Annotated in this window: 23 protein-coding genes; 11 read left to right on the top strand and 12 right to left on the bottom strand. The window is 62.4% G+C overall.

All coding sequences use genetic code 11. The features are described from left to right. The 4 genes from ACILSQ_RS02470 to ACILSQ_RS02455 form a co-directional block, all read right to left on the bottom strand. Window positions 1-513 (bottom strand): hypothetical protein, encoded by a 513-nt coding sequence (locus ACILSQ_RS02470; RefSeq protein WP_395741992.1) that lies wholly within the window; start codon window positions 511-513, stop codon window positions 1-3. A gap of 35 nt (window positions 514-548) precedes the next feature. Continuing rightward, window positions 549-947 (bottom strand): hypothetical protein, encoded by a 399-nt coding sequence (locus tag ACILSQ_RS02465; protein WP_395741991.1) that lies wholly within the window; start codon window positions 945-947, stop codon window positions 549-551. 88 nt (window positions 948-1,035) lie between these two features. Further along, window positions 1,036-3,960 carry a hypothetical protein gene (locus tag ACILSQ_RS02460; protein WP_395741990.1) on the bottom strand — a complete coding sequence of 975 codons (2,925 nt, stop codon included), beginning with the start codon at window positions 3,958-3,960 and terminating at the stop codon, window positions 1,036-1,038. Window positions 3,961-4,002: 42 nt separating this feature from the next. Then, window positions 4,003-4,452, bottom strand: coding sequence for an ExbD/TolR family protein (locus ACILSQ_RS02455; protein ID WP_395741989.1), 450 nt, complete (start codon window positions 4,450-4,452; stop codon window positions 4,003-4,005). A gap of 213 nt (window positions 4,453-4,665) precedes the next feature. Here ACILSQ_RS02455 and ACILSQ_RS02450 point away from each other — a divergent pair, with 213 nt between their 5' ends. Beyond that, entirely contained in the window at window positions 4,666-5,304 is a 639-nt protein-coding gene (locus ACILSQ_RS02450) for a response regulator (RefSeq protein WP_395741988.1), read from the top strand. Between the two features lie 333 nt (window positions 5,305-5,637). Here ACILSQ_RS02450 and ACILSQ_RS02445 read toward each other — a convergent pair whose 3' ends face one another. Continuing rightward, complete coding sequence (locus tag ACILSQ_RS02445) at window positions 5,638-6,990, bottom strand: sulfatase-like hydrolase/transferase (protein WP_395741987.1); 1,353 nt, start codon at window positions 6,988-6,990, stop codon at window positions 5,638-5,640. 54 nt (window positions 6,991-7,044) lie between these two features. Between ACILSQ_RS02445 and waaF the strand changes: the two genes are divergently transcribed. Beyond that, the gene (gene waaF / locus ACILSQ_RS02440) at window positions 7,045-9,042 is read left to right on the top strand and encodes a lipopolysaccharide heptosyltransferase II (RefSeq protein WP_395741986.1); all 1,998 of its coding nucleotides are present in this window, start codon (window positions 7,045-7,047) and stop codon (window positions 9,040-9,042) included. Between the two features lie 102 nt (window positions 9,043-9,144). Here the strand turns inward: waaF and ACILSQ_RS02435 are convergent, their stop codons facing one another. The 3 genes from ACILSQ_RS02435 to ACILSQ_RS02425 form a co-directional block, all read right to left on the bottom strand. Continuing rightward, window positions 9,145-9,735, bottom strand: a complete 591-nt coding sequence (locus tag ACILSQ_RS02435; protein WP_395741985.1) for a hypothetical protein — start codon at window positions 9,733-9,735, stop codon at window positions 9,145-9,147. A gap of 238 nt (window positions 9,736-9,973) precedes the next feature. Continuing rightward, entirely contained in the window at window positions 9,974-10,909 is a 936-nt protein-coding gene (locus tag ACILSQ_RS02430) for a 2-hydroxyacid dehydrogenase (RefSeq protein WP_395741984.1), read from the bottom strand. A 62-nt stretch (window positions 10,910-10,971) separates the two neighbouring features. Then, window positions 10,972-11,352: a globin gene (locus ACILSQ_RS02425; RefSeq protein WP_395741983.1), complete on the bottom strand. Its 381-nt coding sequence runs from the start codon at window positions 11,350-11,352 to the stop codon at window positions 10,972-10,974. Between the two features lie 196 nt (window positions 11,353-11,548). Here ACILSQ_RS02425 and msrA point away from each other — a divergent pair, with 196 nt between their 5' ends. The 6 genes from msrA (at window position 11,549) to ACILSQ_RS02395 (ending at window position 18,294) form a co-directional block, all read left to right on the top strand. Next, entirely contained in the window at window positions 11,549-12,223 is a 675-nt protein-coding gene (gene msrA, locus ACILSQ_RS02420; RefSeq protein WP_407073059.1) for a peptide-methionine (S)-S-oxide reductase MsrA, read from the top strand. Between the two features lie 211 nt (window positions 12,224-12,434). Then, a complete protein-coding gene (locus ACILSQ_RS02415; protein WP_395741982.1) occupies window positions 12,435-13,436 on the top strand; it encodes a hypothetical protein in 1,002 nt (333 codons plus the stop codon). Next, complete coding sequence (locus ACILSQ_RS02410; protein ID WP_395741981.1) at window positions 13,433-14,452, top strand: hypothetical protein; 1,020 nt, start codon at window positions 13,433-13,435, stop codon at window positions 14,450-14,452. The genes ACILSQ_RS02415 and ACILSQ_RS02410 overlap by 4 nt, the downstream gene beginning before the upstream one ends. Window positions 14,453-14,543: 91 nt before the next feature. After that, a complete protein-coding gene (locus ACILSQ_RS02405) occupies window positions 14,544-15,884 on the top strand; it encodes a DUF2157 domain-containing protein (RefSeq protein ID WP_395741980.1) in 1,341 nt (446 codons plus the stop codon). Further along, complete coding sequence (locus tag ACILSQ_RS02400; RefSeq protein WP_395741979.1) at window positions 15,881-16,435, top strand: GDYXXLXY domain-containing protein; 555 nt, start codon at window positions 15,881-15,883, stop codon at window positions 16,433-16,435. The genes ACILSQ_RS02405 and ACILSQ_RS02400 overlap by 4 nt, the downstream gene beginning before the upstream one ends. Window positions 16,436-16,563: 128 nt before the next feature. After that, window positions 16,564-18,294, top strand: a complete 1,731-nt coding sequence (locus ACILSQ_RS02395; protein ID WP_395741978.1) for a hypothetical protein — start codon at window positions 16,564-16,566, stop codon at window positions 18,292-18,294. A gap of 118 nt (window positions 18,295-18,412) precedes the next feature. On the opposite strand, the gene ACILSQ_RS02390 is transcribed toward ACILSQ_RS02395, so the two are convergent. Then, window positions 18,413-19,681: a Gfo/Idh/MocA family protein gene (locus tag ACILSQ_RS02390; RefSeq protein WP_395741977.1), complete on the bottom strand. Its 1,269-nt coding sequence runs from the start codon at window positions 19,679-19,681 to the stop codon at window positions 18,413-18,415. A 169-nt stretch (window positions 19,682-19,850) separates the two neighbouring features. Between ACILSQ_RS02390 and bioB the strand changes: the two genes are divergently transcribed. The 3 genes from bioB to ACILSQ_RS02375 all read left to right on the top strand — a co-directional run bounded on the left by bioB (window position 19,851) and on the right by ACILSQ_RS02375 (window position 21,951). Further along, window positions 19,851-20,897 (top strand): biotin synthase BioB, encoded by a 1,047-nt coding sequence (gene bioB, locus ACILSQ_RS02385; RefSeq protein WP_395741976.1) that lies wholly within the window; start codon window positions 19,851-19,853, stop codon window positions 20,895-20,897. A 531-nt stretch (window positions 20,898-21,428) separates the two neighbouring features. After that, window positions 21,429-21,638, top strand: coding sequence for a hypothetical protein (locus ACILSQ_RS02380; protein ID WP_395741975.1), 210 nt, complete (start codon window positions 21,429-21,431; stop codon window positions 21,636-21,638). Between the two features lies 1 nt (window position 21,639). Then, a complete protein-coding gene (locus tag ACILSQ_RS02375) occupies window positions 21,640-21,951 on the top strand; it encodes a type II toxin-antitoxin system PemK/MazF family toxin (protein ID WP_395741974.1) in 312 nt (103 codons plus the stop codon). A 6-nt stretch (window positions 21,952-21,957) separates the two neighbouring features. Here ACILSQ_RS02375 and ACILSQ_RS02370 read toward each other — a convergent pair whose 3' ends face one another. The 3 genes from ACILSQ_RS02370 to ACILSQ_RS02360 all read right to left on the bottom strand — a co-directional run bounded on the left by ACILSQ_RS02370 (window position 21,958) and on the right by ACILSQ_RS02360 (window position 23,996). Further along, window positions 21,958-22,716, bottom strand: coding sequence for a purine-nucleoside phosphorylase (locus ACILSQ_RS02370; RefSeq protein ID WP_395741973.1), 759 nt, complete (start codon window positions 22,714-22,716; stop codon window positions 21,958-21,960). A gap of 90 nt (window positions 22,717-22,806) precedes the next feature. Next, window positions 22,807-23,745: a 2-dehydropantoate 2-reductase gene (locus ACILSQ_RS02365; protein ID WP_395741972.1), complete on the bottom strand. Its 939-nt coding sequence runs from the start codon at window positions 23,743-23,745 to the stop codon at window positions 22,807-22,809. Then, the gene (locus ACILSQ_RS02360) at window positions 23,745-23,996 is read right to left on the bottom strand and encodes a hypothetical protein (protein WP_395741971.1); all 252 of its coding nucleotides are present in this window, start codon (window positions 23,994-23,996) and stop codon (window positions 23,745-23,747) included. The genes ACILSQ_RS02365 and ACILSQ_RS02360 overlap by 1 nt, the downstream gene beginning before the upstream one ends. Window positions 23,997-24,046 lie beyond the last annotated feature (50 nt).

Below are 24,046 nucleotides of genomic sequence, written 5' to 3'. Positions count from 1 at the left end.
TTACGAGAGATTGCCGATGATCGTCAGAACCAGGAAGGCCGTGAGCAGCAGCCCGTTCCAGATGATCGCTCCTTTGATGGACATCGGGTTCGGCAGGTGCCGCTCGCACGCACTGCTCGCCACGCCGAAGCCGACGGCCGAAGGCACAAAGGTCAGCAGGCTGAAAACAAATCCCGCCGCCGTCTCGTTCATGCCGATGAAGAACTGCGCCATCAGCCCGCTCATCAGGGCCGCCAGGCACACCGTGGCAAACAGCGCCATCAGGTAGCCCCAGATCACATTGCGTTTCCGCCGGGAGCCCAGACCCTGCACGGCGGAGGACATGGCGCAGTTCGGGCACACATGGATGCCGCCTTTCAGCGCAAAGTCACAGGTCGGGCAGATGAAGGCGTCGCAGCACATGCACTTCTGCGTCGCCTGGGCCGTGGGGTGCATGCAGCAGGCCGTGCCCTCCCGGATCGCGGTGAAGGCGGGACGAAACACGGTGGGCATGCGGGGAGGAGGAAGAGACATAAGACGGAGTGGTCCAAGTGAAATGCTGCGGCGTCTCAGCGAGAGGATCTGGCGATAAGGTTCAGCCCCAGCAGGATCAGGCCCACCACCGCCAGCGCCAGCGCCGCATTCGCCTTCCCCCAGCCCGTGAGCCGAGGATCAGCGGCGATCTGCTTGCGCGCTTCCAGGGCCTTGATGATCGCCACCGGCTGCAGGATGTAGCCCAGGATAAAGAAACCCACCACCGCGCTGGACATCGCACTGCCCGCCTCCGCACAGGGGCTCATCACCTTCTCCAGCATCGGTGTCCGCCCGTTCAGCGCCAGCACCTTGCAGGAGCCGCAGTACAAGTTACCGCCCAGGTCCAGCAGGCAGTTTCCGCAGAAGGCTTCCGCACATCCCGCGCAATGTCCCACAGCCGGCGTGTCCGCATGATTGCAGCAATGATTACTCATAAATCTTGAGATTAAATGGATTTCGCCCAGTCAAACTCGATCATCGACGCAGTGTCAATGCGGAACGCATTCACGCCCGTTAAACATTTCACTTCAGACTCTCAAACCACCCCAGAAGATCGAGAATCTGCTCCGCCTTAAGACTGTTGAGCAAACCCGGGGGCATCGGCGAGATCTCGGACACCGTTCGTTCCTTGATCATCGCCTTCGCGATCTCGCTCGTTTCCACCGCCAGCGGATTCGGCTTCAGCACCACCCGCTCGTCGTCCTCGCTCTCCAGGCTGCCGGTCAGGGTCTTGCCATCGGTGGTCTTCACCGTCACAAAGCGGTACTTCTCATCGATGAACTTCGACGGATTGAGGATGTGGTCCAGCAGATCGCGCCTGTTGAAGCGCGCTGACACCTGCACCAGATCGGGGCCAAACACGCCGGCGGGCAGCGCGGGGTCATTGCTCACGCGGTGGCAGAACACGCACTGCGCGCGGATCAGCGCATCCTTTCCGCCCTCGCGGCTGCGCGTCTTCGCATCCATCTTCGCCAGCAGCGGCACCAGGTCCTCCAGCGTCCAGTTTTTGAAGGAGTGCCCCGGCAGCGCATGCGCGGAAAGCACCGCCGGCTTCGCAGGCTGGATCACCGCCGCCAGTTGTGCGGCCTCCTCCGGCTTCAGCGCCGCCGCCAGCTCGCTGCGCGTGTCGCTGATCGCTTTGAAGAAGGTGGAGGCCCCGTTCATCTTCTCCGCCTTGTTCAGTGCTTCAAAGACAATGCGCCGCTGCTCCAGCGTCCAGCCGTCCTTGAGGTAGCGCAGCATGAAGGGGTAAAATAAGAGGTCCTCCGAAGTCGTGGCCGCCTTGAGCAGCGGCATCGTCTTCTCGATGACCTTCGGAGATTTCAAATAGACCAGCAGGCGGCAGGCTTCGCGGTTTTGCAGCTGCGCACTTTCCGGGTCGATGATCGCTCCTTCCCAACCTTCCACCGGGTAATGCTCCTCGGTTTGTGCCAGCAAGCGTTTGCGCTCTTCGTCGTTCGGCTGCCCCCATCGAGCGCAGGCCACGGCGATGATTCGCAGAATCATGAGCCGCTCCCGCGTGTGCGGCAGATACCAAGGAAAGCGCGTGCTCAGCCTTTGCAGGATGGGAGAGAGGTCCTTCGCATCACCCACACGCGCCAGAGCCAGCAGGGCCGGAAGCGCGGTGCTGCGGTTCTCTTCCTTCAGCGCATCCTCCCGCCACTGCGCTGGAGGAATGCGCTCCAGCGCCATGCGTGCCGCGTGCGCCACCAGAGGCCGCCTAAAGTCAGACAGAGAATTCCAGACCCATGACAAATGCGGCTCCGGATCATTCTCGGGCGACTCCAAATGACCCTTCAGCACACTTAAGCGCCGAATCTGATCCATGCCTTCGAGGTCGCTTTCTGATCGAGAATAAGCCTCCGTGCTCTCCGAACCCGCATAGGACACCCGATACAGCCCGCTCTGCGTCCCACGCCCTCCGGTGATGAACCACATGGCTCCATCCGGACCGATGCAGCCATCGGTCACATTGAGAGGCCTTCCCGAAACAAAAGGCTCCTGCTTTCCTTCATACCACAAAGCCGAATCGTTGAGATGCACCGCAATGATGCGCCCATAGCTCCAGTCGAGCAGGTACAGCGCCTGCTGATACTTCGCCGGAAACTTCGCCCCATACCCAAAGTAAATTCCCGTGGGCGAAGACAGCCCGATATCGATGACACTCCGCAGAGTGTCCGCGTACCATTCAGGATACCGCCCCGTGCCACGCCGCCAACCATAATCACCGCCGGGCACAATCTGCAGCACCCGCGTGGGCATGTACCAGGGCGTGCCCACATCGCGCTCCATGTCGGCGTCGAAGGTGAACAAATCCTGCCAGTACTCATTGAAAGCAATATCCAGCGGATTGCGCAGGCCTCCCGCGATGAGCGTGATCTTGCTGCCATCCGGCTTCACGCGCAGGATGTGGCCGGCGGGCAGCTCCACGTTGCCGTCAAACATGCTGCCGTCCCACGGATTCGGAATGAGCTGGTCGTTCGCATAGTTTTTCAGCGGTGAGTTCGGATCGAGGTTCTTCGGCAGCAGCACGTTGTTGCCGTGCGCCACGTAGATGTCGCCGTCGGGGCCCAGCTTGATGTGGTTGCGCCCGTGCCCCACGCCGCCCTCCGTGCGCATCAGCACCTGGCGCTCTTCAAAGACACCATCGCCGTCTTTGTCCGTCAGGCGAAAGAGCGACTTGGTGTTGTTCGCATTCGCAAACAGCGAGCCATGCGCATACAGCAGGCCGCGGCACTCCAGCAGCTCGTCATCGATCACCTCCACCTTCTGATCGCCGCTGCCGCTGAGCGTGAGACGAAGCAGGCCCTTCTTCTCCTTCCCCAGCGTGATGCGCCCCTGCGGATCAAAGGCCATGGAGACCCACGAGTCCTCCCCCGGCTGCGCGGAGCGGATCAGCTCTGCCTTGAATCCCGGCGGCAGTGTCAGCGTCGCGGGGTCCGTCGCCTGGTTCTGCGCGCCGGGCTTCGCGAGCTGCCAGGAGTTGTAGGCGTCAAAGGTCTTCTTCAAATCAAACGGGTTCGTCGCTGCATCTGCATCCGTGGCTCCCGCCACCACGGCGTTTTGCCACGCGTCATCCGTTGCGATCCAGCGCACCGCGGCCAGGTCGCCGTTGAGCTCCAGCAGCGCGGCGGTCTTCGCTTTGCCCGGCACCCGCAGCCCCAGAGTGTGCGCCTTGCCATCGCCAAGCTGTCGTGTGAGATCCGTGCCTGTGGCCGTCGCCGCAGCCTTCACTGTGGCGAGGCTTTTGCCATCCAGCAGGATCTCCACCGCGGCATCCCCCGCCGTCAGCAGCACCGCTTTGAGCAGCTTGCCCTCATGCCTCACCTCCCGCGTGAAAGTCGTGCCACCCTCCGGTGCCGCCAGCCACTGCGGCACCGGCGGCCGGTTGGCGAGCTGTGCGGAGGCGCCGGTGATGAGCAGCAGGAAAAGAAGGCAGCGGGACATGCGCAAAGAACGTGCGCTGCGGCGGGGGCCTGTCGGCGGAGATCAGGGCTCCTCCCCGCCCACCATGAAGGTCACGTTTTGAATCCCGGCCTTCTGCAGCACGTTGAGTACGTCGATGATGCGCTCGTAGCTGGCCTGCTCTTCGGCCTGGATGGTCACCAGCACCTTCTGCTTCTGCCGCCTGGAGGACTCCGCCACTTGGCGCAGCGTGCGCGTCAGCGTGGGCAGGGCCTTGTCCTTGGGCGAGTCAAAGGTCTGTTCGTTCATCGACACCATGCCGTCTTCAGCTATGCCGACGGTGATTTCTTCGGCCGGAAACTCTACCGGCTTCGCGGGATCGCCCGCATCGGGGAGCCGCAGCGCCAGGTCCTTTTCCACCTTCATCGTCCCCGTCATCACCATGAAGAACAGCATGATGACAAAGACGACATCAATCATCGGAGCGATCTGAAAACCGATCGCGGCATTGTCGGAGTGGATCTGATGTTTCATGGCCGTGAATGGGCGCACCACGGGCCGCCGCCGGACCCTCTTGGGGTCTTTTTTTCACATCCAAGGTTCCTTTTAGGGCCGCCGAGCGTTATGTTTTTCAGCCAAATGACCATGCCCTCAAACATTGAAAGGCAATGGAGTGCACCATCGGCTCAAACTTTCTTAAGGACGATGGCTTGACATCTTTTTGAAAATGAGTCCATTAATATCACCGTGAAAAGCAAAATCTATATACTCGACGACCATCCCATCGTTATCGAAGGGCTTAAGAAACTAATCGACCAGCAGGAAGACATGCAGGTCATCGGCAGTGCTGAAGACGCAAACACCGCGTTGCAGCAGATCGCCAAGATCAAACCTGACGTAGTCGTTCTCGACATCACGCTCAAGGACCGCAGCGGAGTTGACCTCATCAAAAAGCTGCGCGCCAGCCATCCGAACATGCAGATTCTGGTGTACTCCATGCACGACGAAAACGTGTATGCAGAGCGCTGCCTGCGCGCCGGAGCCATGGGCTATGTGATGAAGGGCGAGCCCAGCACCCGCGTGCTGCAGGGCCTCCGCCAGGTGGCCGCCGGCTCCTTCTTCTTCAGCGCCTCCCTGCTCGGCAGCATCGTCTCCGGTGGCGGCCCCCGCGGCGGCTCCCGTGGCGAACCCGCCCGCATGCTCAGCGACCGCCAGCTCGAAATCTTCGAGATGGTGGGCCGTGGCTTCGACTCCCACAGCATCGCCGAAAAGCTGGCCCTCAGCGCCAAGACTGTGGACGCCCACAAGGCGAACATCCGTCAGAAGCTCGGCCTCGCCTCCGCCCGCGAGCTCCTCATGGAAGCCGTCCGCTGGGTGGAAAAATAGGATCTCCTTCTTCAACACCAACCTTTTCCCAACGGGCGGCGCTTCGGCACCGCCCGTTTTGTTTTAAAGTACTCGCGAGCTTTAGCTCGCTCCGGAAAGCCCCGCTCCTCCCAGCCTTCCACCTCAAATCCAGCGCCATTCGCGACAATTCACGGCACTCCTCCTGCACTCCTCCTGCACTCGCGTTGGGATACTCAAGGGACTTTCGATTTTGCCGCAAAGGGGCAGAGAGGCAAAGGACGCAGAGAATAAGTACCTTAAACCTCTGCCACCTCTGCTCCTTTGCCCCTCTGCGGCCAGACGAACTTCTCAAAGCCGTCTCCAATGGTATATCTAATCCTTCGCCACCGCATCCCGGTCCGCCCGCGCCTTCACGTGCATCCGTTCCTTCATCGATGCCAGAACGTCCGGCTGCTGCGCGGCCACGTCCTTCGTTTCGTTCGGATCGGCCACGATGTCATACAGCTCGTACTTCGCCTTCTCCCCGCTGCCATGCTCCACCAGCTTCCATGGGTCAAAGCGCAGCGCGCGTGATTTAAAACCCGGCGCCACCGTGTACAGCGTGCGCGGCTGCGGCGGGGCTCCTTCCACGAGCTGCGGCCACAGGTTCACGCCATCCCACTTCAGATCCTTGGCAGGCTTGTACCCTGCCAGCGCGCAGAAGGTCGGCATCCAGTCGATGATCTGCACCGGCGCGTCATGCTTACCGGGCGTCACGATGCCGGGCCAGTTCAGAAGGCAGGGCACCCGCGTGCCGCCTTCATACACGCTGCCTTTCTCATTGCGCAGCGGCTTGTTGTTTCCCGTCAGCGGACCGGAGTCGTAGCCATCCGGCGGGTAGGCCTGGCCGTTGTTTTCCGCCGTGCTGCCGCCGTTGTCACTGGTGAAGACCACCAGCGTGCTGCCGCGCTGTCCGTTCTTCTCCAGCGCCGCCACGATCTGCCCCACCGCCGCATCCAGGTGCATGATGCAGGCCGCATACTGCCGCGGCACCGCGCCCGTGATGCCTGCCGGCACTTTCTTCAGCCACTCCTCCGGCTCCTTCACCGGCAGGTGCACCGCCGTCAGCGGCACATACAGAAAAAACGGCGTCTCCTTTTTCCGCCCCGCCAGCCACTCACAGGCCTCTTTGATGATCAGATCCGTCACATGCCCGGACTCCGTGAGCAGCTTTTCATCGCGATGCCACGTCACCATGAAGCCGCCCTTCTTGTAGTGGTGATCCCACGGCCCCACACCGCCCGCCAGCGAGCCGTAGCTGTGATCAAACCCAAAGTGGTTCGGGCCCCACTCCGGCTTCGAGCCCAGGTGCCACTTGCCCGTGAGGCAGGTCTCATAGCCCAGCGACTTCAGCGCGCGCGGCAGCGTCACCGTGTCCCAGGGCAGAGCGCGCTCGTTCTGCGGCGTGGTCACGCCAAAGCGGCTCCAGCAGCGGCCCGTCATCAAACCGGTGCGCGTGGGGCTGCAAACGGGGGCTGAGTAGTGGTGCGTCAGTTCCAGCCCTTCCGCCGCCAGCTTGTCCAGCGTGGGCGTGGGCGCGTTCCCGCCGTGAAAGGCCACGTCCGCCCAGCCCAGGTCATCGGCCATGATGAAAACGATGTTCGGTTTGCCGGGCTCCGCGGCGGCGTGGAGCAGCAGCGGGCAGGCCAGGAGCAGGAGGGCGGTCAGGAAAGGCAAACGTTTCATGTGACGCCAAACGGAGCAGCCTCGTGCGATCTCGCATCAAGGGTTGCGTGGCCCATGCCGCTGCGGCATAAGAAAGCGCACATGGGCCGCGCCAAAGACTCCGCCAGTTTCTCCAAGCGCACCGGGCAGTGGCTGACGTACGCGCTGTTCCGGTGCATCGAGGGCGTGCTGTGGCTGCTGCCCATCACCGCCGTGTGGTACGTGGGCCGCGCACTGGGAACGGTGGCCTACTTCCTGGCCGGAAAGTACCGCCGCCTGGCGCTGCACAATCTGCACATCGCCTTTGGCCATGAGAAAAGCCCCGCCGAGCTCCGGCACCTCGCCCGCGCGCATTTTCGCAGCCTCTTCGCCAACATGCTCTGCGGCTTCAAACTGCCGCTGATGACCGAGGCCGCCATCTGCAAACACGTGCGCTCCGAAGGCACCGAGCGCGCCCAGGCCGCCTATGACAACGGCCAGCGCCCCGTCGTCAATCTCGTGCTGCACGCGAGCTGCTGGGAGATCCTCACCCAGGTGCCCTCCATGTACGTCCGCGGCCACAAGGCCGGCGCCATCTACCAGCCCCTGCGCAATCCCTGGCTGAATGCCCTCGTGCTGCGCCGCCGCGAAAAACTCGGCTACGCGCTGTTTGACCGCCAGGCCGGATTCAATGCGCCCATGAAGTTCATCCGCGAGGCCGGCCAGGTCGGTGTCCTCGTCGATCAGCATGCCGGCGACCACGGCCTGTGGTGCCCTTTCTTCGACCGCCTCGCCTCCACCACCACCATCGCCGCCCTCATGGCCATCCGCACCCGCGCCGTGGTGCTGCCCATGATGGTCTATGATGATGGCCCCGCCCGCTGGCGCCTGGTCTGCGCGCCCGAGGTGAAATCCCCCGAGGCCGAGCCCACCGCCGAAGGCCTCACCATGGCCATCAACACCGCCGTGGAAGGCCTCATCCGCGCCCAGCCCGCGAACTGGTTCTGGGTGCACAACCGCTGGAAGCTGCCCAGGCCGTTCTTCCTCCTCCCGCACTACCGCCGCGGCGTGGCCTTTCCCCCGGGCTACGACTTGAGCCGCCTGCAGCCCTTTGAGCTCCTCATCCGCAGCCCGAACTGGCTCGGAGACGCCTGCATGGCCTTCCCCATGGTGCGCGCCATCAAGCGCGGCCGGCCGGACATGAAGATCACCATCCTCGGGCCGGACAAATTGGAGGAACTCTGGCTCTCCATGCCCGAAGTCTCCCGCTACATTGGCAAGCCCGCCAAGGAAGGTCTCTTCGCCGTGGCCAGGCGCATCAAAGCCACCGGCGTGAAGTTTGACGCCGCCGTGCTCTGCACGAACTCCACCCGCAGCACCCTGGAAATCTGGCTCGCCGGCATCCCCCGCCGCGTGGGTGTGAAAGGCTCCTTCCGCGCCAGGCTGCTCAATCAGATCATCAAAGGCGGCCCGGCCAAAGGAAGCAAGGAGCACCACGCGCACCGCTACCTGCGCATCGCCAAAGGCATCGGCGCGGACATCGACCAGCCCGGCCTCTGGGACTCCGGCCCACCGCCCGTCTCCACCGACGGCACCGTCCGCGTGGGGGTCTGCGCCGGCGCGGAGTATGGCCCCGCCAAACGCTGGCCGCTGGAGCGCTTTGCCGCCGTGGTCAATCAAATCTCCGCCCGGCATCCGCAGTTCCGCTGGGAGCTCTTCGGCGCACCCGGCGAAAAAGAGATGGGAGAAAAACTCTCCGCCATGCTTCAGGCGCCGCATGAAAACTTCGTCGGCAAAACCCGCCTCTCCGAGCTCATCTCCCGCCTGCGCCAGTGCCGGCTCCTGCTTACCAACGACACCGGCACCATGCACCTGGCCGCCGCGCTGGGCATCCCCACCGTCAGCATCTTCGGCTCCACCTGCCCCATCGAAACCGGCCCCCTCGGCCAGCGCCACACCGTCATCCAGCACAAAATCGAATGCAGCCCCTGCTTCGACCGCGAGTGCCGCTTCGGCCACTACAACTGCATGCAGCTCGTCACGCCGGAAGAAGTCGCGCAGGCGGTGCTGAAAACCAGCGGCGTCGAAAGCTAATCTTCCTCCTCCTCTTCCTCCTACTCCTACTCCCCCGGTTCTGGCGCCCGGATTCCGGGAGGAAGAGGAGGAGTAGGAGGAAGAGAAGGATTGTCTGAAGCCTCACGGCTCCGCCACCGGATCCTTCCCCACAAAAATGCCCAGCACCGCGCCGCCGATGATCCAGCCGATCACATGATCGGCGATGTTCACCGCCGCATCCCGTCCCGGGCTTTCAAACCAGATCCACATCGGCAGGTCCGCCATCAGCCCGGCAAACAGCCCCGCCGCCGCCGCAAAGGCGATGCGCGCCGGATACGACAGCGTCGCCTGCGACATCAGCGCCGCGATCAGAAACGCGCAGATCAGGCAGCGGACAAAACTCAGCGTCAGATTCGTTCCCATGCTCACCTCTCCTTTGCCCGGCCGGATGACTGCATACACATAAGGCCCGTCTTTCAGCGCCCTGGCCTGCTGGTCTTGAAACGCCTTCTTCTCCTCCGCCGTGGCCACCTTCGGCGCCTCTCCCATGGAGGGCAGCAGGTACAGGCCGTGCCCGGAGGTCACATTCGCCTTCACCACTTCAGCCACCGCGGACTCATCGCGAAAGCTCCGAAATCCATTTTGATGCCAGCCAATGCTCGTCCACGACACTGCCTCCCAGCCGAAGACGACGACAGCAGTAAGAACGGCTCCGAGGATGAATTTGACCATGAAGTTTAATAGTGGCTCACGCCGGAAGGGCAAGCAGGCAATCCGCAAACTAGCCATCTCGCTCCGCGAGATGAGCCCGGCGCTCGCGTCAGTCACCCTCCCCTTCCGTAGTTCGCAAACCCTCTCAGGCTGTGAAAGCCCTCCGTCTCTCTTGCGGAGCGAGAGGACGACTTTGTGCTGCCGCCCGCGCTGGCCTTGATCGAAGGGTCGCAAACACAGCCACGTCCCCCGCACCTCCTCAGCACACCGGCGTCAGCAGCGCCGCGCCGCTGAAATGCGCCGCCAGATTCTCCACCACCAGCCGCGCCATCGCCGCGCGCGTCTCGTGCGTGCCGCTGCCCAGGTGTGGCAGCAGCACCGCATTCCCGCACTGCATCAGCGCCTCCGGCACCTGCGGCTCGTTTTCAAACACATCCAGCCCCGCCCCTCGAATCGTGCCGCCCTGCAGCGCCACGATCAGCGCCGCCTCATCCACCACCGAACCGCGTGCGATGTTGATCAGCGTCCCCTTCGCACCCAGCGCCGCCAGCACCTCCGCATTGATCAGGTGCTTCGTCGCCGCGCCGCCCGGGCAGGCCACCACCAGAAAATCCACCGCCTGCGCCATGGCGGTCAGGGACTCAAAGTACTCCCAGCCCACCTCCTGCTTTGTGCGTCCATGGTACGCCACGCGCATGCCATGCGCCTCCAGCCGCCGTGCGATCGCCTTGCCGATCCGCCCCAGGCCCACGATGCCCGCCAGCTTCCCGTGCAGCGCATGCGCCAGCGGAAAGGCCCCCTTCAGCCACGTCCCCTCATGCAGGAAGCGGTTCGCCGCGATGAGCTTCCGGCTCGTCATCAGCACCAGCGCGCTCGCCGTGTCTGCCACGTCCTCCGTCAGCACGTCCGGGGTGTTCGTCACACGAACCTGATGCGCCTTGCACCAGTCCACCGGCACGCCGTCATAGCCCACGCCAAACACGCTCATGATTTCCAGCTTCGGCAGTTGCTCCAGCAGCGCCACCGGCACCACGCTGCCCCCCGCCATCACAATGCCGCGAATCTTTGCCCCCACCTGCGCCAGCAGCGCCGCTTTGTCCTCCGCATGAAAGTAATCATGGCAGGTGTTCGCTGCCAGCAGCGGGTTCATCAGAAAGTCCGGCAGCGGGGCGAGAATAAGCAGTTCGTTTTTCATCATCAGTTTTTTGCGAACCTTTGCGCCTTTTTGCGGCCGCTCAATCTCTTTACGACATCCAATCACCCGGCGCGGTTTCGCATCATGTCCGCCACCTGCGCAAAAAAGGGCCCGATGATCGCCGCCTCCGCGTCCGGCACCGCCACCTCGTGCATCGCCTCCCCCATCAGCTTCATCCAGCGGTCGCGCTCCGCCTCACCGATGGAAAATGGCATGTGCCGCCCGCGCAGCCGCGGGTGCCCGCGCTCCTCGATGTAGGTCTGCGGTCCGCCGAAGCGGTACACGATGAAATCCGCCAGCCGCTTCTCCGCATTCTCCCAGTCATCCGGCGGGTACATCGTGCCGATCACATCATCCACCCGTACCCGCTGGTAAAACGCCGCCACCATGGCACGCAGCTTCGCTTCGCCCACCCGGCTGCACAGAGTTGAGATTTCGTCCATGCGCCCAGAATAGAGATGGCCGCCAGGAAACGCAAAAAGGAACAAAACCCCAGGGCTCGCCAAAGCTGAACCCTTTTTGTGCCTCCTGCGTTTCTTGGCGGCCATCAATCTCCGGTTTCTTGGAATTCCCCCGAAAGTTTCGCCTCTCATAGGACGGAACATTGACTGCCCGCCTCAACTCGTTCGTATCTACCCCATGAAAACCGCGTTCACCCTTTTCATCACCTTTCTCATGGCCACCCTCGCCCCGCTCTCCTCTGCCGCCGACGCCCCTGCCGCCAAAACTGAAACCGCTGTCATCGGCGGCGGCTGCTTCTGGTGCGTGGAGGCCCAGTATCTCCTGGTCAAAGGCGTGAAGAACGTGGTGAGCGGCTACGCCGGCGGCAAAACCGAAAACCCCACCTATGAAGACGTCTGCACCGGCACCACCGGCCACGCCGAAGTCATCAAGATCGAGTTCGACCCCGCCGTCGTCAGCTACAAGGAAATCATCGACCTCTTCTGGGACGCGCACGACCCCACCAGCGTGACCAAGGAGGACGGCGAGCACCACGGCAAGTTCATGCCCAAGGGCACCCCCTACCAGGGCAATGACTACGGCACCCAGTACCGCTCCGCCATCTTCTACACCACCGAAGAGCAGCACAAGATCGCCGAAGCTTCGAAGGCTGAAGTGCAGAAGAAGTGGAAAGACCCCATCGCCACCGAGATCGCCCCGCTGAAAAAGTTCTACCCCGCCGAAGACTACCATCAGAACTTCAAGGCCCTCCATCCAGACCAGGGCTACGTGCGCAGTGTCGTCACGCCGAAGACCGAGAAGTTCAAGCACAAGCTCGAAGAGAAAGGCAAGATCAAGCCCGAGGCAAAGTAACGCCCGGCGCTCACTGCCCGCCCAGCGCGAAGTAGTCCGCACTCTCCGAGTGCGGTTCCGGCTCCGGCTCAGCCCAGGCCCGCAGGCCTGGGCTTTTTTCGCTTACAATCCAACTGCGTTTTTTGAACCGCCATAGGAATCGTTTGCTTTCGCTCTAGGATTCGGATTTATCTTCGGCCAGTCGAAGAAAAAAGGACGGGAAATACCGCGCATGAAGTTCACCTGGCTGTTCTGGATCATCCTTGCCTGCGGCGTGCTGGGCGGCACCGTCGCCGGCGTGCGCTGGCACGCGGAGCAATCGCAGGACATCGTGGAGTTCCGCTCCCTCGCCAAGGTGGTGGTCATGTGGGAGAGGCAGGGCAAGGACGGCACCGCGCCGCATGAGGCCGACCTCTACGGCACCTGTAGGGAAACGTTGGAGTCCGCGGAAATGAAGCACCGCGCCCTGGAGCGCGTGCGCGCCTTGAACAAGGACCTCCAAGATCAGGATGTGGACATCCGCACCATGCGAACTCCGGGCTCAGGCATGATCAACATCCTCGCCACCGGCGCGGAGGCGGAATACACGCGCGTCTTTCTTGACGCCCTCGTGGATGAATTCATCGCCTTCCGCAAGAACGTGCGTGAACAGGAGCAGGGCCGGGTGCTGCAGCATTACCTCCAGGAATTGGTCACGCTTCAGGATGCCATGGAAGACTGGACCTCCAGGCTTGCCCGCGCACGCACGGCCGTCCCGGCCACTGATGGCCCTGCCGAAGTCGAACGGCTCACCGCCCGGCTCAGCAAGCTCCGTGATCAGCGTGACGATCTCCGCACCACCCTTCGTCAGGAGACCCTGCCCGAAGAACGCCCGCGTGCAGAGCAGGAGCTCAAAGCGGTGGAACGGGACGTTTCCGGCCTGGAAGTCGAAATCAAACGCCTGGCCGCGGCACTGCAGGAACTCCACGACACCGAAGGGTTTACCAAGACAGCGCGCACACGGTATGAAGCCAAAGTCACCGAAGTCGAAGCCGTGCAAAAGGAGTTCACCCTGGAGACCGACCTCGTGGCCCTTCATGCACACGCCACCCCCGCAAGCATGACCATCCTTCGCGAGACAGCCCCGGTCATCCTCAGCGGCTTCCTGGGCGCTGCGATCGGCGGCGTCATCGGCCTCGCCGCCGCCCTCATCGCCTCCTGGCGTCCCTCCACAATCATCCCCATTCCATCATGACCCCCTCCCGCATCCTCTTCCTCCTTCTCATCACCGGCGTCTGTGCTCTGGCCGGCGCCGGTCTCGGAGCCTGGCGGCAGACGCTTCAGGTCGTGCAGCGCCCCCAGGAGTTCGGCTCTCTCGCAAAGATCGTCGCAGGCGGTCAATTCAACTCCGATGGCACAGCCCAATGGCGCGAGCAGCAGGAGGACTTCTACGGCACGATCATGGAGACCTTGGAGAGCGGCGAAATGAAACGCCGGGCTCTTGAACGCGTGCGGGCCCTGAACCCGGACGTCAAGGACTGCGATGTGGAAATCCGCGTCGCCCGCACCAAGGGCAGCGCCATCTTCAACATCCTCGCCACGGGCGCTGAACCCAAATACACCCGCCTCTTTCTCGATGCCCTGCTCGATGAGTTCATTGGTTTCCGGCAAAACATCCGCGAGCAGGCGCAGGGCAAAGGGCTCCAGCAGTTTCTTCAGGCGGTCGTGACCCAGCAGAAGAACATGGAGGACTCTGTGGCGGCCTTGGAAAAAGTGCGCGCCAAGGCGGATTCCGTAAGCGCCAAATCCGATCTGGACCGCCTGATCACGCGGCTTACCAGCCTCAGAAACCGACGCGACGACCTCCGCCTGGAAATCAAATCCCTGGATGCCAAGGACGCGGCCCGGCAGCCTCTGGAAGCAAAGATGACCCCACTGGAGGAGGAAATCAAAGTGATCGAAACCGAGCTGGGTCGTCATGAAGCAGACCGCTCGGAACTCCGGATGGTCACCGAAAAGCTGGAGCGCAGCAAAGCACTCTACGACAAAATGTTCGAACAGGTCGAGACGATCCAGTCCCATCTCAATGCCAGCCCTGACTACGTGGCCGTCCAGGAGCGTGCCACCCCCGCCTTTGAAAACGTGGAAGACTGGAAGCAGCCCCTCGCCATCGGCGCCGGTGGCGGCGGCCTGGCCGGCGGTCTCATCGGCCTGCTGCTCAGCCTCGTCATCGTCTGGCCCCGCGAGCGGCAGACGCCCGAGCCGAACTGAGCCGCACCGCCGCGGGCAATTCATTCATTGAGCAAATCAATTCGCCATGGCTCCTCCTCGCGCGCAGCGTGGACGCAGCTCATTTTTTCCCATGAACTCCTCCCACCAACGCTGGCTCCTCGAACAACTCCCGCAGTGGGAACGTGAAGGCCTCCTCACCACCGAGGCCGCGCGCATCCTGCGCGAACGCAACGCGGTGGATGCCTCGCAGCCCGGCACGGCGCAGATCATCATGGGCGCGCTCGGTGCCCTGCTCATCGGCACGGGTTTGATCGCGGTGATCGGTTTCAACTGGGATGATTTTTCACGCCCGGTGCGCCTCCTCTTCGCCTTCCTGCCGCTGCTTCTCACGCAGCTCTTCAGCCTCCGCGTACTGCTGCGTGGCGCGGCCTCCGCCGCGTGGGTGCGTGAAACGGCCGCGCTGCTGCAGGCGCTCGCCACCGGTGCGTGCATCGCTCTCGTCTCACAGATCTACAACCTGGGCGGTGAGTGGCCGGACTTCCTCTTCGCGTGGTGCCTGCTCAGCCTGCCGCTCGCCTGGCTGCTGCATTCGCATGCCGTGGCGATCTTTTATCTCATCGCCATCGCGGTTTGGAGCGTGGATCAGACGGGCTATGGCAGGCCGTGGCATGACAGCCCCCTGCTCTATCCCCTGCTGCTGCTCGGCCTCCTGCCTTACTGGCCGGGGTGGAAGTGGAGGAACCCAGGACCGCTCTCCGTCTCCGTGCGCTGGGTGATGACGACCAGCGCCATCTTCGGCCTCTGCAGTGTGGCGGCATATGTCAGCACTCGAAATGAAGACTACCACGCATACCACTATGAGAGTTTCTTCTGCCTCTGGACGCTGACCGCCGCCGCACTCGTCCTGGTCCCGCTCAATCAAAACGGCATCGACGAACCCACACGGCGCAAGCCGCAGGTCGTCCTGGGTTCGCTCTGGCTGCTCGGCTACGGCCTGGCCGCCACCTTCCATGACATGAACGATGACCTTCTCAGAGGGGCCGCGCATGCGCTGCATCTGCCCTGGTGCTGGGGGCTGCTTTCCGTGCTCGGGATTTTCGCGCTGCTGGCATTCCTGCATAAACGCTGGGCGGTGCTGGCCATCGCCTCGATCGCCCTGCTGCCGCTGCTCGCCTTCCGCCTGGTCCCGCACAAGGACGGGGATCATGGCACACTGCTCTCCTGGCTCACCACGCTGCACCTTTCCGTCATCGGCATCACGCTCATCGTGCTGGAGTTCGCCGGCAAAAAAGGCGCGCCGCGTCTGGGCGCCACGCTGCTCTCCATGCTCATCATCGCCCGCATGGCGGACAGCCATTTCTCGCTCCTGGCCAAAGGCATCGCCTTCATCGCCGTGGGCGTGGCCTTCCTGGCCTTCAACATCCTCATGAGCCGCCTGCTCAAACAGAAACAAGCTGCCACCGCTGTATGAAAACGCTCCCCTTCCTCCTCTTCGGCCTCGTCGCGCTCGCCCAGTGGGCCGCCCCCCTGTCCCAGATCTGGACGCACGAGCAGGTCCTCACCCAGGGCACGCTCATCAAGCTCAAATGCGGCGCCCCGGACCCCTACGATCCGCTGCGCGGCCGTTATCTCGCCGTGCGGCCTGACCAGCGCGATGCCGCCGTGCCTGCCGGCATGAAGTTGGAACCCGGCATGACCGTCTATGGCACCTTCACTACCGGTGCGGATGGCCTGGCCACCCTCTCCGGCCTCTCGCTCACACCGCCCGCCGACGGCGCCTACCTCCGTCTTAAAGCCGGCTACGTGTACGACAACGAGGTCAGCATCGAATGGCCCTTCGACCGCTTTTACCTCAACGAAAAGCTCGCCCCAGAAGCCGACAAATGGTTCGCCGAAAACATCCGCACGACCAACGGCATCACCGCCGAGGTGCGCATCCTCAACGGCCGCGCCGTCCTCCAAGACCTCAGCCTGGATGGCAAACCCTTCCGCGAAATCCTCAAGGAACGCGTGAAGAAGTAGTACGATGGTCACTCCTGACCGTCGATCAGCGCCCCCGCCCGCTCCCCCACATTCGCATAGCCGTCCGCTCTTCTCTCCGCACCACATCGTCACTTGCATCCCGCCCCGGCGTGCTTCATTCGCGGCGCTTGAACCCTCTCCACCTCATCGATGCCATCGGCCCGTTTTTTCGCGGGCATGACGTGCGTACGATCAACTGGTCCAAGATCCCCTGGCACCATCTGCCGAAGGTGAGGGACGCCACCGCGGATGCCTGGTGGGCGCAGGTGCGAGCGGACCTGAAGCGTCTGGCGGAGCAAGCCGCCGCGTGGGGCTTCAATGCGGTCTCGCTCGATGACGTGACGCATCTGGCGGATCATGCGTGGCTGGAGCCGGAGCTGCGTGCCCGCATCGCCTACTACCGCGAGGAATTCGCCCGTTGCTTTGAGATCTTCACCACGCATGGCCTGCAGGTGCACCTGACCATGGATGTGATGACCTACACGCCGGCGCTGCGGCGGCGCATGGCGGAAGCGAAGCGCAAGGTGAACGACTACCTCTCCGATTTGCTCGATGGCTTCTTCACCAGCTTCCCGCAGGTGGCCGGCATCATCATCCGCATCGGCGAATCCGACGGCAAAGGCGTGCACGATGAATTCCGCAGCGAGCTCGTCATTCAAAAACCCGCTCAGGCCCGCCAGCTTCTGCTCGATCTGCTGCCGGTATGCGAGAAGCACGCACGCCGCCTCATCTTCCGCACCTGGACCGTGGGCGCCTACCGCATTGGCGATCTCATGTGGCACCGCCGCACTTTCACCAGCGTGTTTGAAGGGCTCACCAGCCCGGCGCTCGTCATCTCCATGAAGTACGGCGAGTCCGATTTCTTCCGCTACCTGCCGCTGAACTCCAACTTCTTCCGCACGGATGTGGCGAAGATCGTGGAGCTGCAAACGCGCCGCGAGTACGAAGGCTGCGGCGAGTACCCCAGCTTCACCGGCTGGGAGTACGAACGCTACGCGCAGGAGCTGAAGCACGCGAAGAACGTCATCGGTTGCATGGTCTGGTGCCAGACTGGCGGCTGGGTGCCTTTCCGCCGCATTGCCTTCATCGATCCCGAAGCCATCTGGACCGACCTGAATACCTTCGTCACGCTTCGCGTCATGAAGGACGGCATGCCTGTGGAAGAGGCCATTCGCGCCTTTGCCAAAGAGCGCTCTCTGGGCGATGCCGAGGCCCTCATCGAGCTGCTGCGCTACTCCGACGAAGTCATTCGCGAACTCCTCTACGTGGAGGAGTTCGCGCAGCAAAAACTCTTCTTCCGCCGCGTCCGCATTCCCCCGCTGCTGCAGGTGTACTGGGGAAACATCTTCATCAATCACAGCGTCAAAAAGCTGCTGCTCTACTTCGTGCAGGAGCCCGGCGCCGCGCTGCTCAGCGCTGCCCGCTGCATGGACCGCCTGGAGCAGATGATCGCCCTCGCCCCGCGCGCCGGCGTGCCCGTCGCCGACCTGGAATACATGCGCGATACCTTCCGCCTCCTCGCGCTGGCGCGTGAGTACTACTTCACCGAATTCACCCCCGAGATGGAAACCCGCCTGCGCGAAGCCAAGCGCGAGTACAAATCCAAATACGCCAAGCGCGGCCTGCGCGCCCGCTACCGCATCAAGACCGACTTCAAGCCCTTCTGGCTGCACCGCCGCTACCTCGGCTGGGCCATCGAGCTCCTCATGCGCCGCCGCCGCGGCTACCGCCTCATCGACCGCCTGCTCATCCTGCACGTGCTCTCCATGATCTACCACTTCATCGCCGTGCGGAAGCCCCACTGGATCCCCGGCTTCGCCAAGGAAAGCGCCATGGGCGTGGATGTGGTGTTTCGGTGAGTGAAGTAGCCTTGTTCCTGCGGAACAAGGAAAGGCTCCGCAAGAACAAAGAGCGAGGGACTACCTAGAGGTGTAGGCGCGGCGGAGCGCACCCTTGTTGCACAGCAACAAGGCTACTTTAAATCTTCGGCTCCCACCCTTTCCGGTACCCGCCATCGCGTCCCCACAGCTTCATGGCCTCCGCATTGTCCAGCACCTTGCCGGTCTTCGGATCGCACTTCACCACGGTGTTTGTTCGATACGCCATGTTGCCCAGGTGGCACATCATCGTGCTTTTTTGACCTTCTTCGATGGGGCTGTTCAGCTTCGCCTCGCCACGGATGGCCGCGATGAAATTGCCCATGTGCGCGACATCGCCGCCACCGGCGCCCTTGCCCTTGCTCATCTCCACGCCCTTCAGGTCGTAGTTGATCCAGGAATCACGCGCCGCGGCCATGGTGCCGTTGTCGCCGTAGAAAATCACTTCCGCCAGCGGCTTCTCCGCCGCACGCGCATGGCAGCTGCTCTGCACCCATTCGCAGCCGGCGTGGCCGAAATCATACACCGCCGTGCCGGTGTCCGGCGTCTCCTGCGCGTCATCGTAGAAATAACGGCCGCCGTTGTACGTCGTGCGCAGCGGGTAGTCGCCCTTGAGGCCCCAGCGCAGGATGTCCAGCGTGTGGATGCCGTTGTTGCCCAGCTCGCCATTGCCCCAGTGCCAGAACCAGTGCCAGTCATAGTGCGCCAGCGATTTGAAATCGTGCTTCGCATCATCCGGCACGGGGCCCTGCCACAGATTGTAGTCGATGTCTGGTGAAGCGGGCTTCTCATTCGTGGCCACGGATTTGCGCGTGTTGTAGTAAAAGCCGCGGCCGTAGCGCACGGTGCCGATGGCGCCGCCATGCAGCGCTTCAATCGCCTCCTTCATCCACGTGCGGCGCTGATTGCCCATCTGCACCAGACGGTCGTATTTCTTGGAGGCCGCCACGAGCATCTCCGCCTCATGCGCATTCTGGCTGCCCGGCTTTTCCACATACACGTGCTTGCCCGCCTGCATGCACAGGATGGCGGCCGGCGTGTGCCAGAAATTCGGCGTCGCGATGAAGACGGCGTCCAGCGTCTTGTCGTCCAGGAAGGTGCGGAAATCCTTCACCCCCACGCAGGACACCTTCTGCGTGTCGTTCACCACCTTCAGGCCGGCCTCCAGGCGCTTCGGGTCCACTTCTGCCAGGTAGGCGATCTCCACGCCCGGGATTTTCAGCAGCGCCTGCACATGCTGCATCCCGCGCCCCAGGGCCACCACGGCCACTTTGATTTTCTTTCCCGCTTCATCCGCGGCATAGATTTTGGGAAGGGCGGACACCGCGGCCAGCGCGGACGTTTGGTGGAAAAAAGTGCGGCGGTTCATAGTGAAGAAAGCAAATCGGTTCACAGCCGCGTGGTCTTGCGGCCAATCCCATCTTCCTCTGCCTCCTACTCCTCCTCTTCCTCTTCCTCCCCCTTCCGGGAGCAGGAGTAGGAGGAAGAGGAGGAGCAGGATTGCCAAAACGGCCTTTTTGCGCCAATGATGGGCGCTCATGACTTTCGCCGAACTCCACCGCATCTATCACCAGCCCTTTTTCGACCTCCTCAAGCAGGCCCGTGCCGTGCATGACGAGCACTGGACCGGCAACGAAGTGCAGCTCTGCACCCTCCTCAGCATCAAGACCGGCGGCTGCAGCGAAGACTGCGGCTACTGCGCGCAGAGCGCCCGCTACACCACCGGCGTGCAGGCGGAAAAGCTCATGCCCAAGGAGCAGATCATGGAGCGCGCCCTCGCGGCCCGTGCCAGCGGCTCCACCCGCTTCTGCATGGGCGCCGCCTGGAAGGGCGTGCGCAAAGGCACCCAGAAATTTGACCAGGTGCTCGACATCGTGCGCGACGTTTCCAAGCTCGGCATGGAAGTCTGCGTCACCCTCGGCGAGCTCGGCGCGGACGAAGCCACCGACCTCAAGGAAGCCGGTGTCACCGCCTACAATCACAACGTGGACACCTCCCCGGAGCATTACCCCAACATCGTCAGCACCCACACCTATGAGGACCGCCTGCGCACCATCCGCCACGCGCAGGATGCCGGCATGTCCGTCTGCTGCGGCGGCATCCTCGGCCTGGGCGAGACCATCGAGGACCGCCTGAAAATGCTGGAGGTCATCTCCAACTTCAATCCCCAGCCCGAGAGCATCCCGATCAACGCCCTCATGCCCATCAAAGGCACCCCGATGGGTGACAACGAAGTCGTCGATTCCTTCGCCTTCATCCGCATGATCGCGGTGACACGTATCGCCGTGCCGAAGGCCAAGGTGCGCCTCAGCGCCGGTCGCACGAACCTGAGCCGCGAAGCCCAGGCCCTCGCCTACTTTGCCGGTGCGAACTCCATCTTCTACGGAGACAAGCTCCTCACCGCCGCCAATCCGCGCGCCAACGAGGACATGAAACTCCTCCGCGACCTCGGCCTCGCCGCCCAGGCCCCGAACCCCGAGATGGAAGCCCCCGGCGCCAACGAAGACCGTCCGCTGATGCCCTGCTGCGACCATGATCACGCGTGCGAGGTCTCGGAAAAGGCGCAGACGAGCGGCTGCTGCTAGTCAAAACCTGAAACGGGTTGTCCTCGATGAGTCTCCGAATGAAAGCCATCATTTCGGGGATCGTGATCGAGGGAATTATGCTGGGGTGGTTGGTCTTGAAACTGGGAGGTCCACCCAAACCTCTTTGGCTGGCCGCTTTACAAGGCGCTAACTTGCCTGGTTTCTGGCTGATCAGATGTCTCTCTCTTTGGCAATCTCTGCATCTGCCTGAACCTTTGCTCTGGCTTGTCGTTTTCCTTTTCGATACGGTGATTTGGACTGTGTTATCTTATTTCGTTCTGAAATGCAGACGATGGCTCATAAATGGACCTAGATAAGCAAACCTGTTTTTGAGCATCTAAGCTGCCAGAACTATTGAGGAGCCGCTTGGAGTCATTTGCTCAAAATCACACCGCCGCGTTCAGCAGCCTCGCCAGATACATCCCCGCCGTCTTCCCCACCTCCATCACCTTCGCGTGGTGCAGCGTCTGCGCTCTCAATCCAGCGGCCCAGCTAGTTGACCTCTGCGACAAAAGAACTAATCTTCCCATCATGCAAGCCGTCGAATTCACCACCGAGCTTCACGGAGCGGCCAGTTTTCCGATTCCGGGAAACATCGCCGCGCAGCTCCCAAAAAGCGGTATCGCACGTGTCATTGTTCTGACCCATTCGGATGACGACGCGGAGTGGCAGACCGCTGCCTATGAACAGTTTCTGAAGGACGACTCCGAAGAAGACGCTGCCTACGAAGCTCTCGCTTAGCATGTTTGGCGAGATCCAGCTTTGCCGCTTTCCTTTCACCTCGGGTGCAGGCTTCAAAATCAGGCCCGCCCTGGTGCTCTTTGATCTTGGACAGGACGCAATCATCGCCCGCGTGACCTCCGTTCAGCGAAGTGGAACACTGGATGTCACGGTGAGAGACTGGCAGTCAGCCAATCTGCTCAAGCCTTCCATTGTACGGTTGGATCGGCTCGTGACAGCCGAGAAATCCATTTTCATCCGGCGTCTCGGGGTTCTCAGCAGCCATGACCTTGAAGCAGTACGCACTTGCTGGAATCAAAAGATGCGGCTGTAACGCAACTCACACCGCCGCCTTCAGCAACCGCGCCAGATACAGCCCCGCCGTCTTCCCCACCTCGACCACCTCCGCGTGGTGCAGCGTCTGCGCTCGCAAACCGGCGGCCCAATTCGTGAGCATGGAGATGCCCGCAACCTCCATCCCTAACGCGCGCGCCTGAATCGCCTCGGGCACGGTGGACATGCCCACGGCATCCGCGCCCAGCGTGCGCAGCATGCGGATCTCGGCGGGAGTTTCATACTGCGGGCCCAGCACGGCGGCATACACACCGGCATGCAGCTTCACGCCGATCTCCACACTCGCGGCGTGGAATTTCTCGCACCACTTCTTTGAATAGACCTCGCTCATGTCATGGAAGTTGGGGCCGCCGAGCAGCGGAGTGGTGCCCTGGAGATTGAGGTGATCGGTGATCAGCATCAGTCCACCCACGTGAAAATCCTCGCTGATCGCGCCTGCCGCATTGGTGAGCACCACGCGCTTCACGCCAATCTCATGCATGAAGCGGATGCCGGCGGTGACCTCATGCGCCGTGAGCCCTTCATACAAATGGCGCCGACCTTGGGCAATGAGGATCGGTTTCCCGTGATGCTGCGCTAGAACAAAGCGCCCGGCATGTCCCGGCACGGTGGAGGCGCTGAGGCCAGGCACATCGGAATAAGCGACCTCGCTTTCGATGCCAAAAGCCTCCGCCACACCGCCAAGACCGGAGCCAAGCACGATGGCCGTTTCAGGACGGGCGTTATGAAGAGCTGTGAGCGACATGGGCGTGAGCAAAGTGGTCCGCACAGTCCGCTGTGCGGTCAGACAAGCGTCTCGTGACGGCGATCCCCGCACAGAGGACTGTGCGGACCACTATCTGGCGGCAATCCGCGCCTTCAACTCCTCATGCAGCTTCTCCACCTGCGGCATTGCGATTCCCGCCGCGTGCGCGCGCTGCACGGGCTCGCCCCAGATGGCGTCCAGCTCCACCTCGCTGCCTGCCAGGAAATCGATGAGACTGCTCGGCTTGTACCCCGCCATCGTGCGCGTGCGTTCGATCATGTCGTCAATCAGCGAGAGCGGGATCTCATGCCCGAGATGGCCCGCAGTTTCAATGATCTCGCGCATCAGGGCACGCACGCGCTGCTCCAGCACCGGATTGGCAAGGATCTGCGCCGTGTCCTTGCCGCCTGCGGCGATGGAGAGGCCGTTGAAGGGAACATTCCACACCAGCTTCTTCCACCGCGCGGTGATCAGGCTGGGCTCCACCTTGCAGTCGATGCCGCAGCGCCGAAACTCCGCCGCCAGCACTTCCGTGCGCACCTGCGGCGGCCCGCTGTGCTCCCCCAGCGAGATCTGGCCCTGCGCCAGATGATGAATCACCCCGGGCGCGACACGGTTGATGCACACAAAGCACAGCCCGCCCAGCACATGCGCGGAGCCAAAGTGCCGTGCCAGAAAGTCATCGCTGCCCAGACCGTTTTGCAGCGTCAGGATCACCGTCTTGTCCTTCAGCAGCGGTGGCAGCAGTGAAAGCAGCGTCTCATTGGTCGTGGCCTTCATGGCAATGATCACCAGATCACACGGCCCGATGTCCTCCGTGCTGCGGTGGCAGGACACCTGTGGCAGATCGAAGCCGCCCAGCGGACTGGAAATCTTGAGCCCGTGCTGCTTCACATGCGCGAAGTCCGAACGCATGAGAAAGTGCACCTCCTTCCCGCCCTGCGCCAGCCGCCCGCCATAATAGCAGCCCACCGCGCCGGAGCCGACGATGGCGATGCGGGGATGGGATTTGTCAATGAAAGACGACATCAGCCTCGCAGATAAAATTTCTTGCCTGAATCCATCTCCGCCATTCTCCGGGTCATTTCTTTTTTCCACGCTGGAGTGTCCTGCTTGAGCTTGTGAAGAAACGCCGACACTTCCTGCCGCTGTTTCGCACCCATTCTCACCAGCTGCTGCTTTAATCGGAGCATCGTCATTGCGTCCATGCTTCTACGAATGGACAAGAACGAGCGTGATTCAACCTGAGACAGCATGGCGAGGATAAATGCTGGTGCCACGTGTCTGGGTGAAGCTCATTGCTGGGAGCGCCGATATTTTATCGGCTCCG

The sequence above is a fragment of the Prosthecobacter sp. genome, from assembly GCF_044227185.1.
Classification (GTDB): Bacteria; Verrucomicrobiota; Verrucomicrobiia; order Verrucomicrobiales; family Verrucomicrobiaceae; genus Prosthecobacter.
Note: the sequence above shows the minus strand (reverse complement) of the source record. Positions and strands in the feature narration are given on the sequence as shown.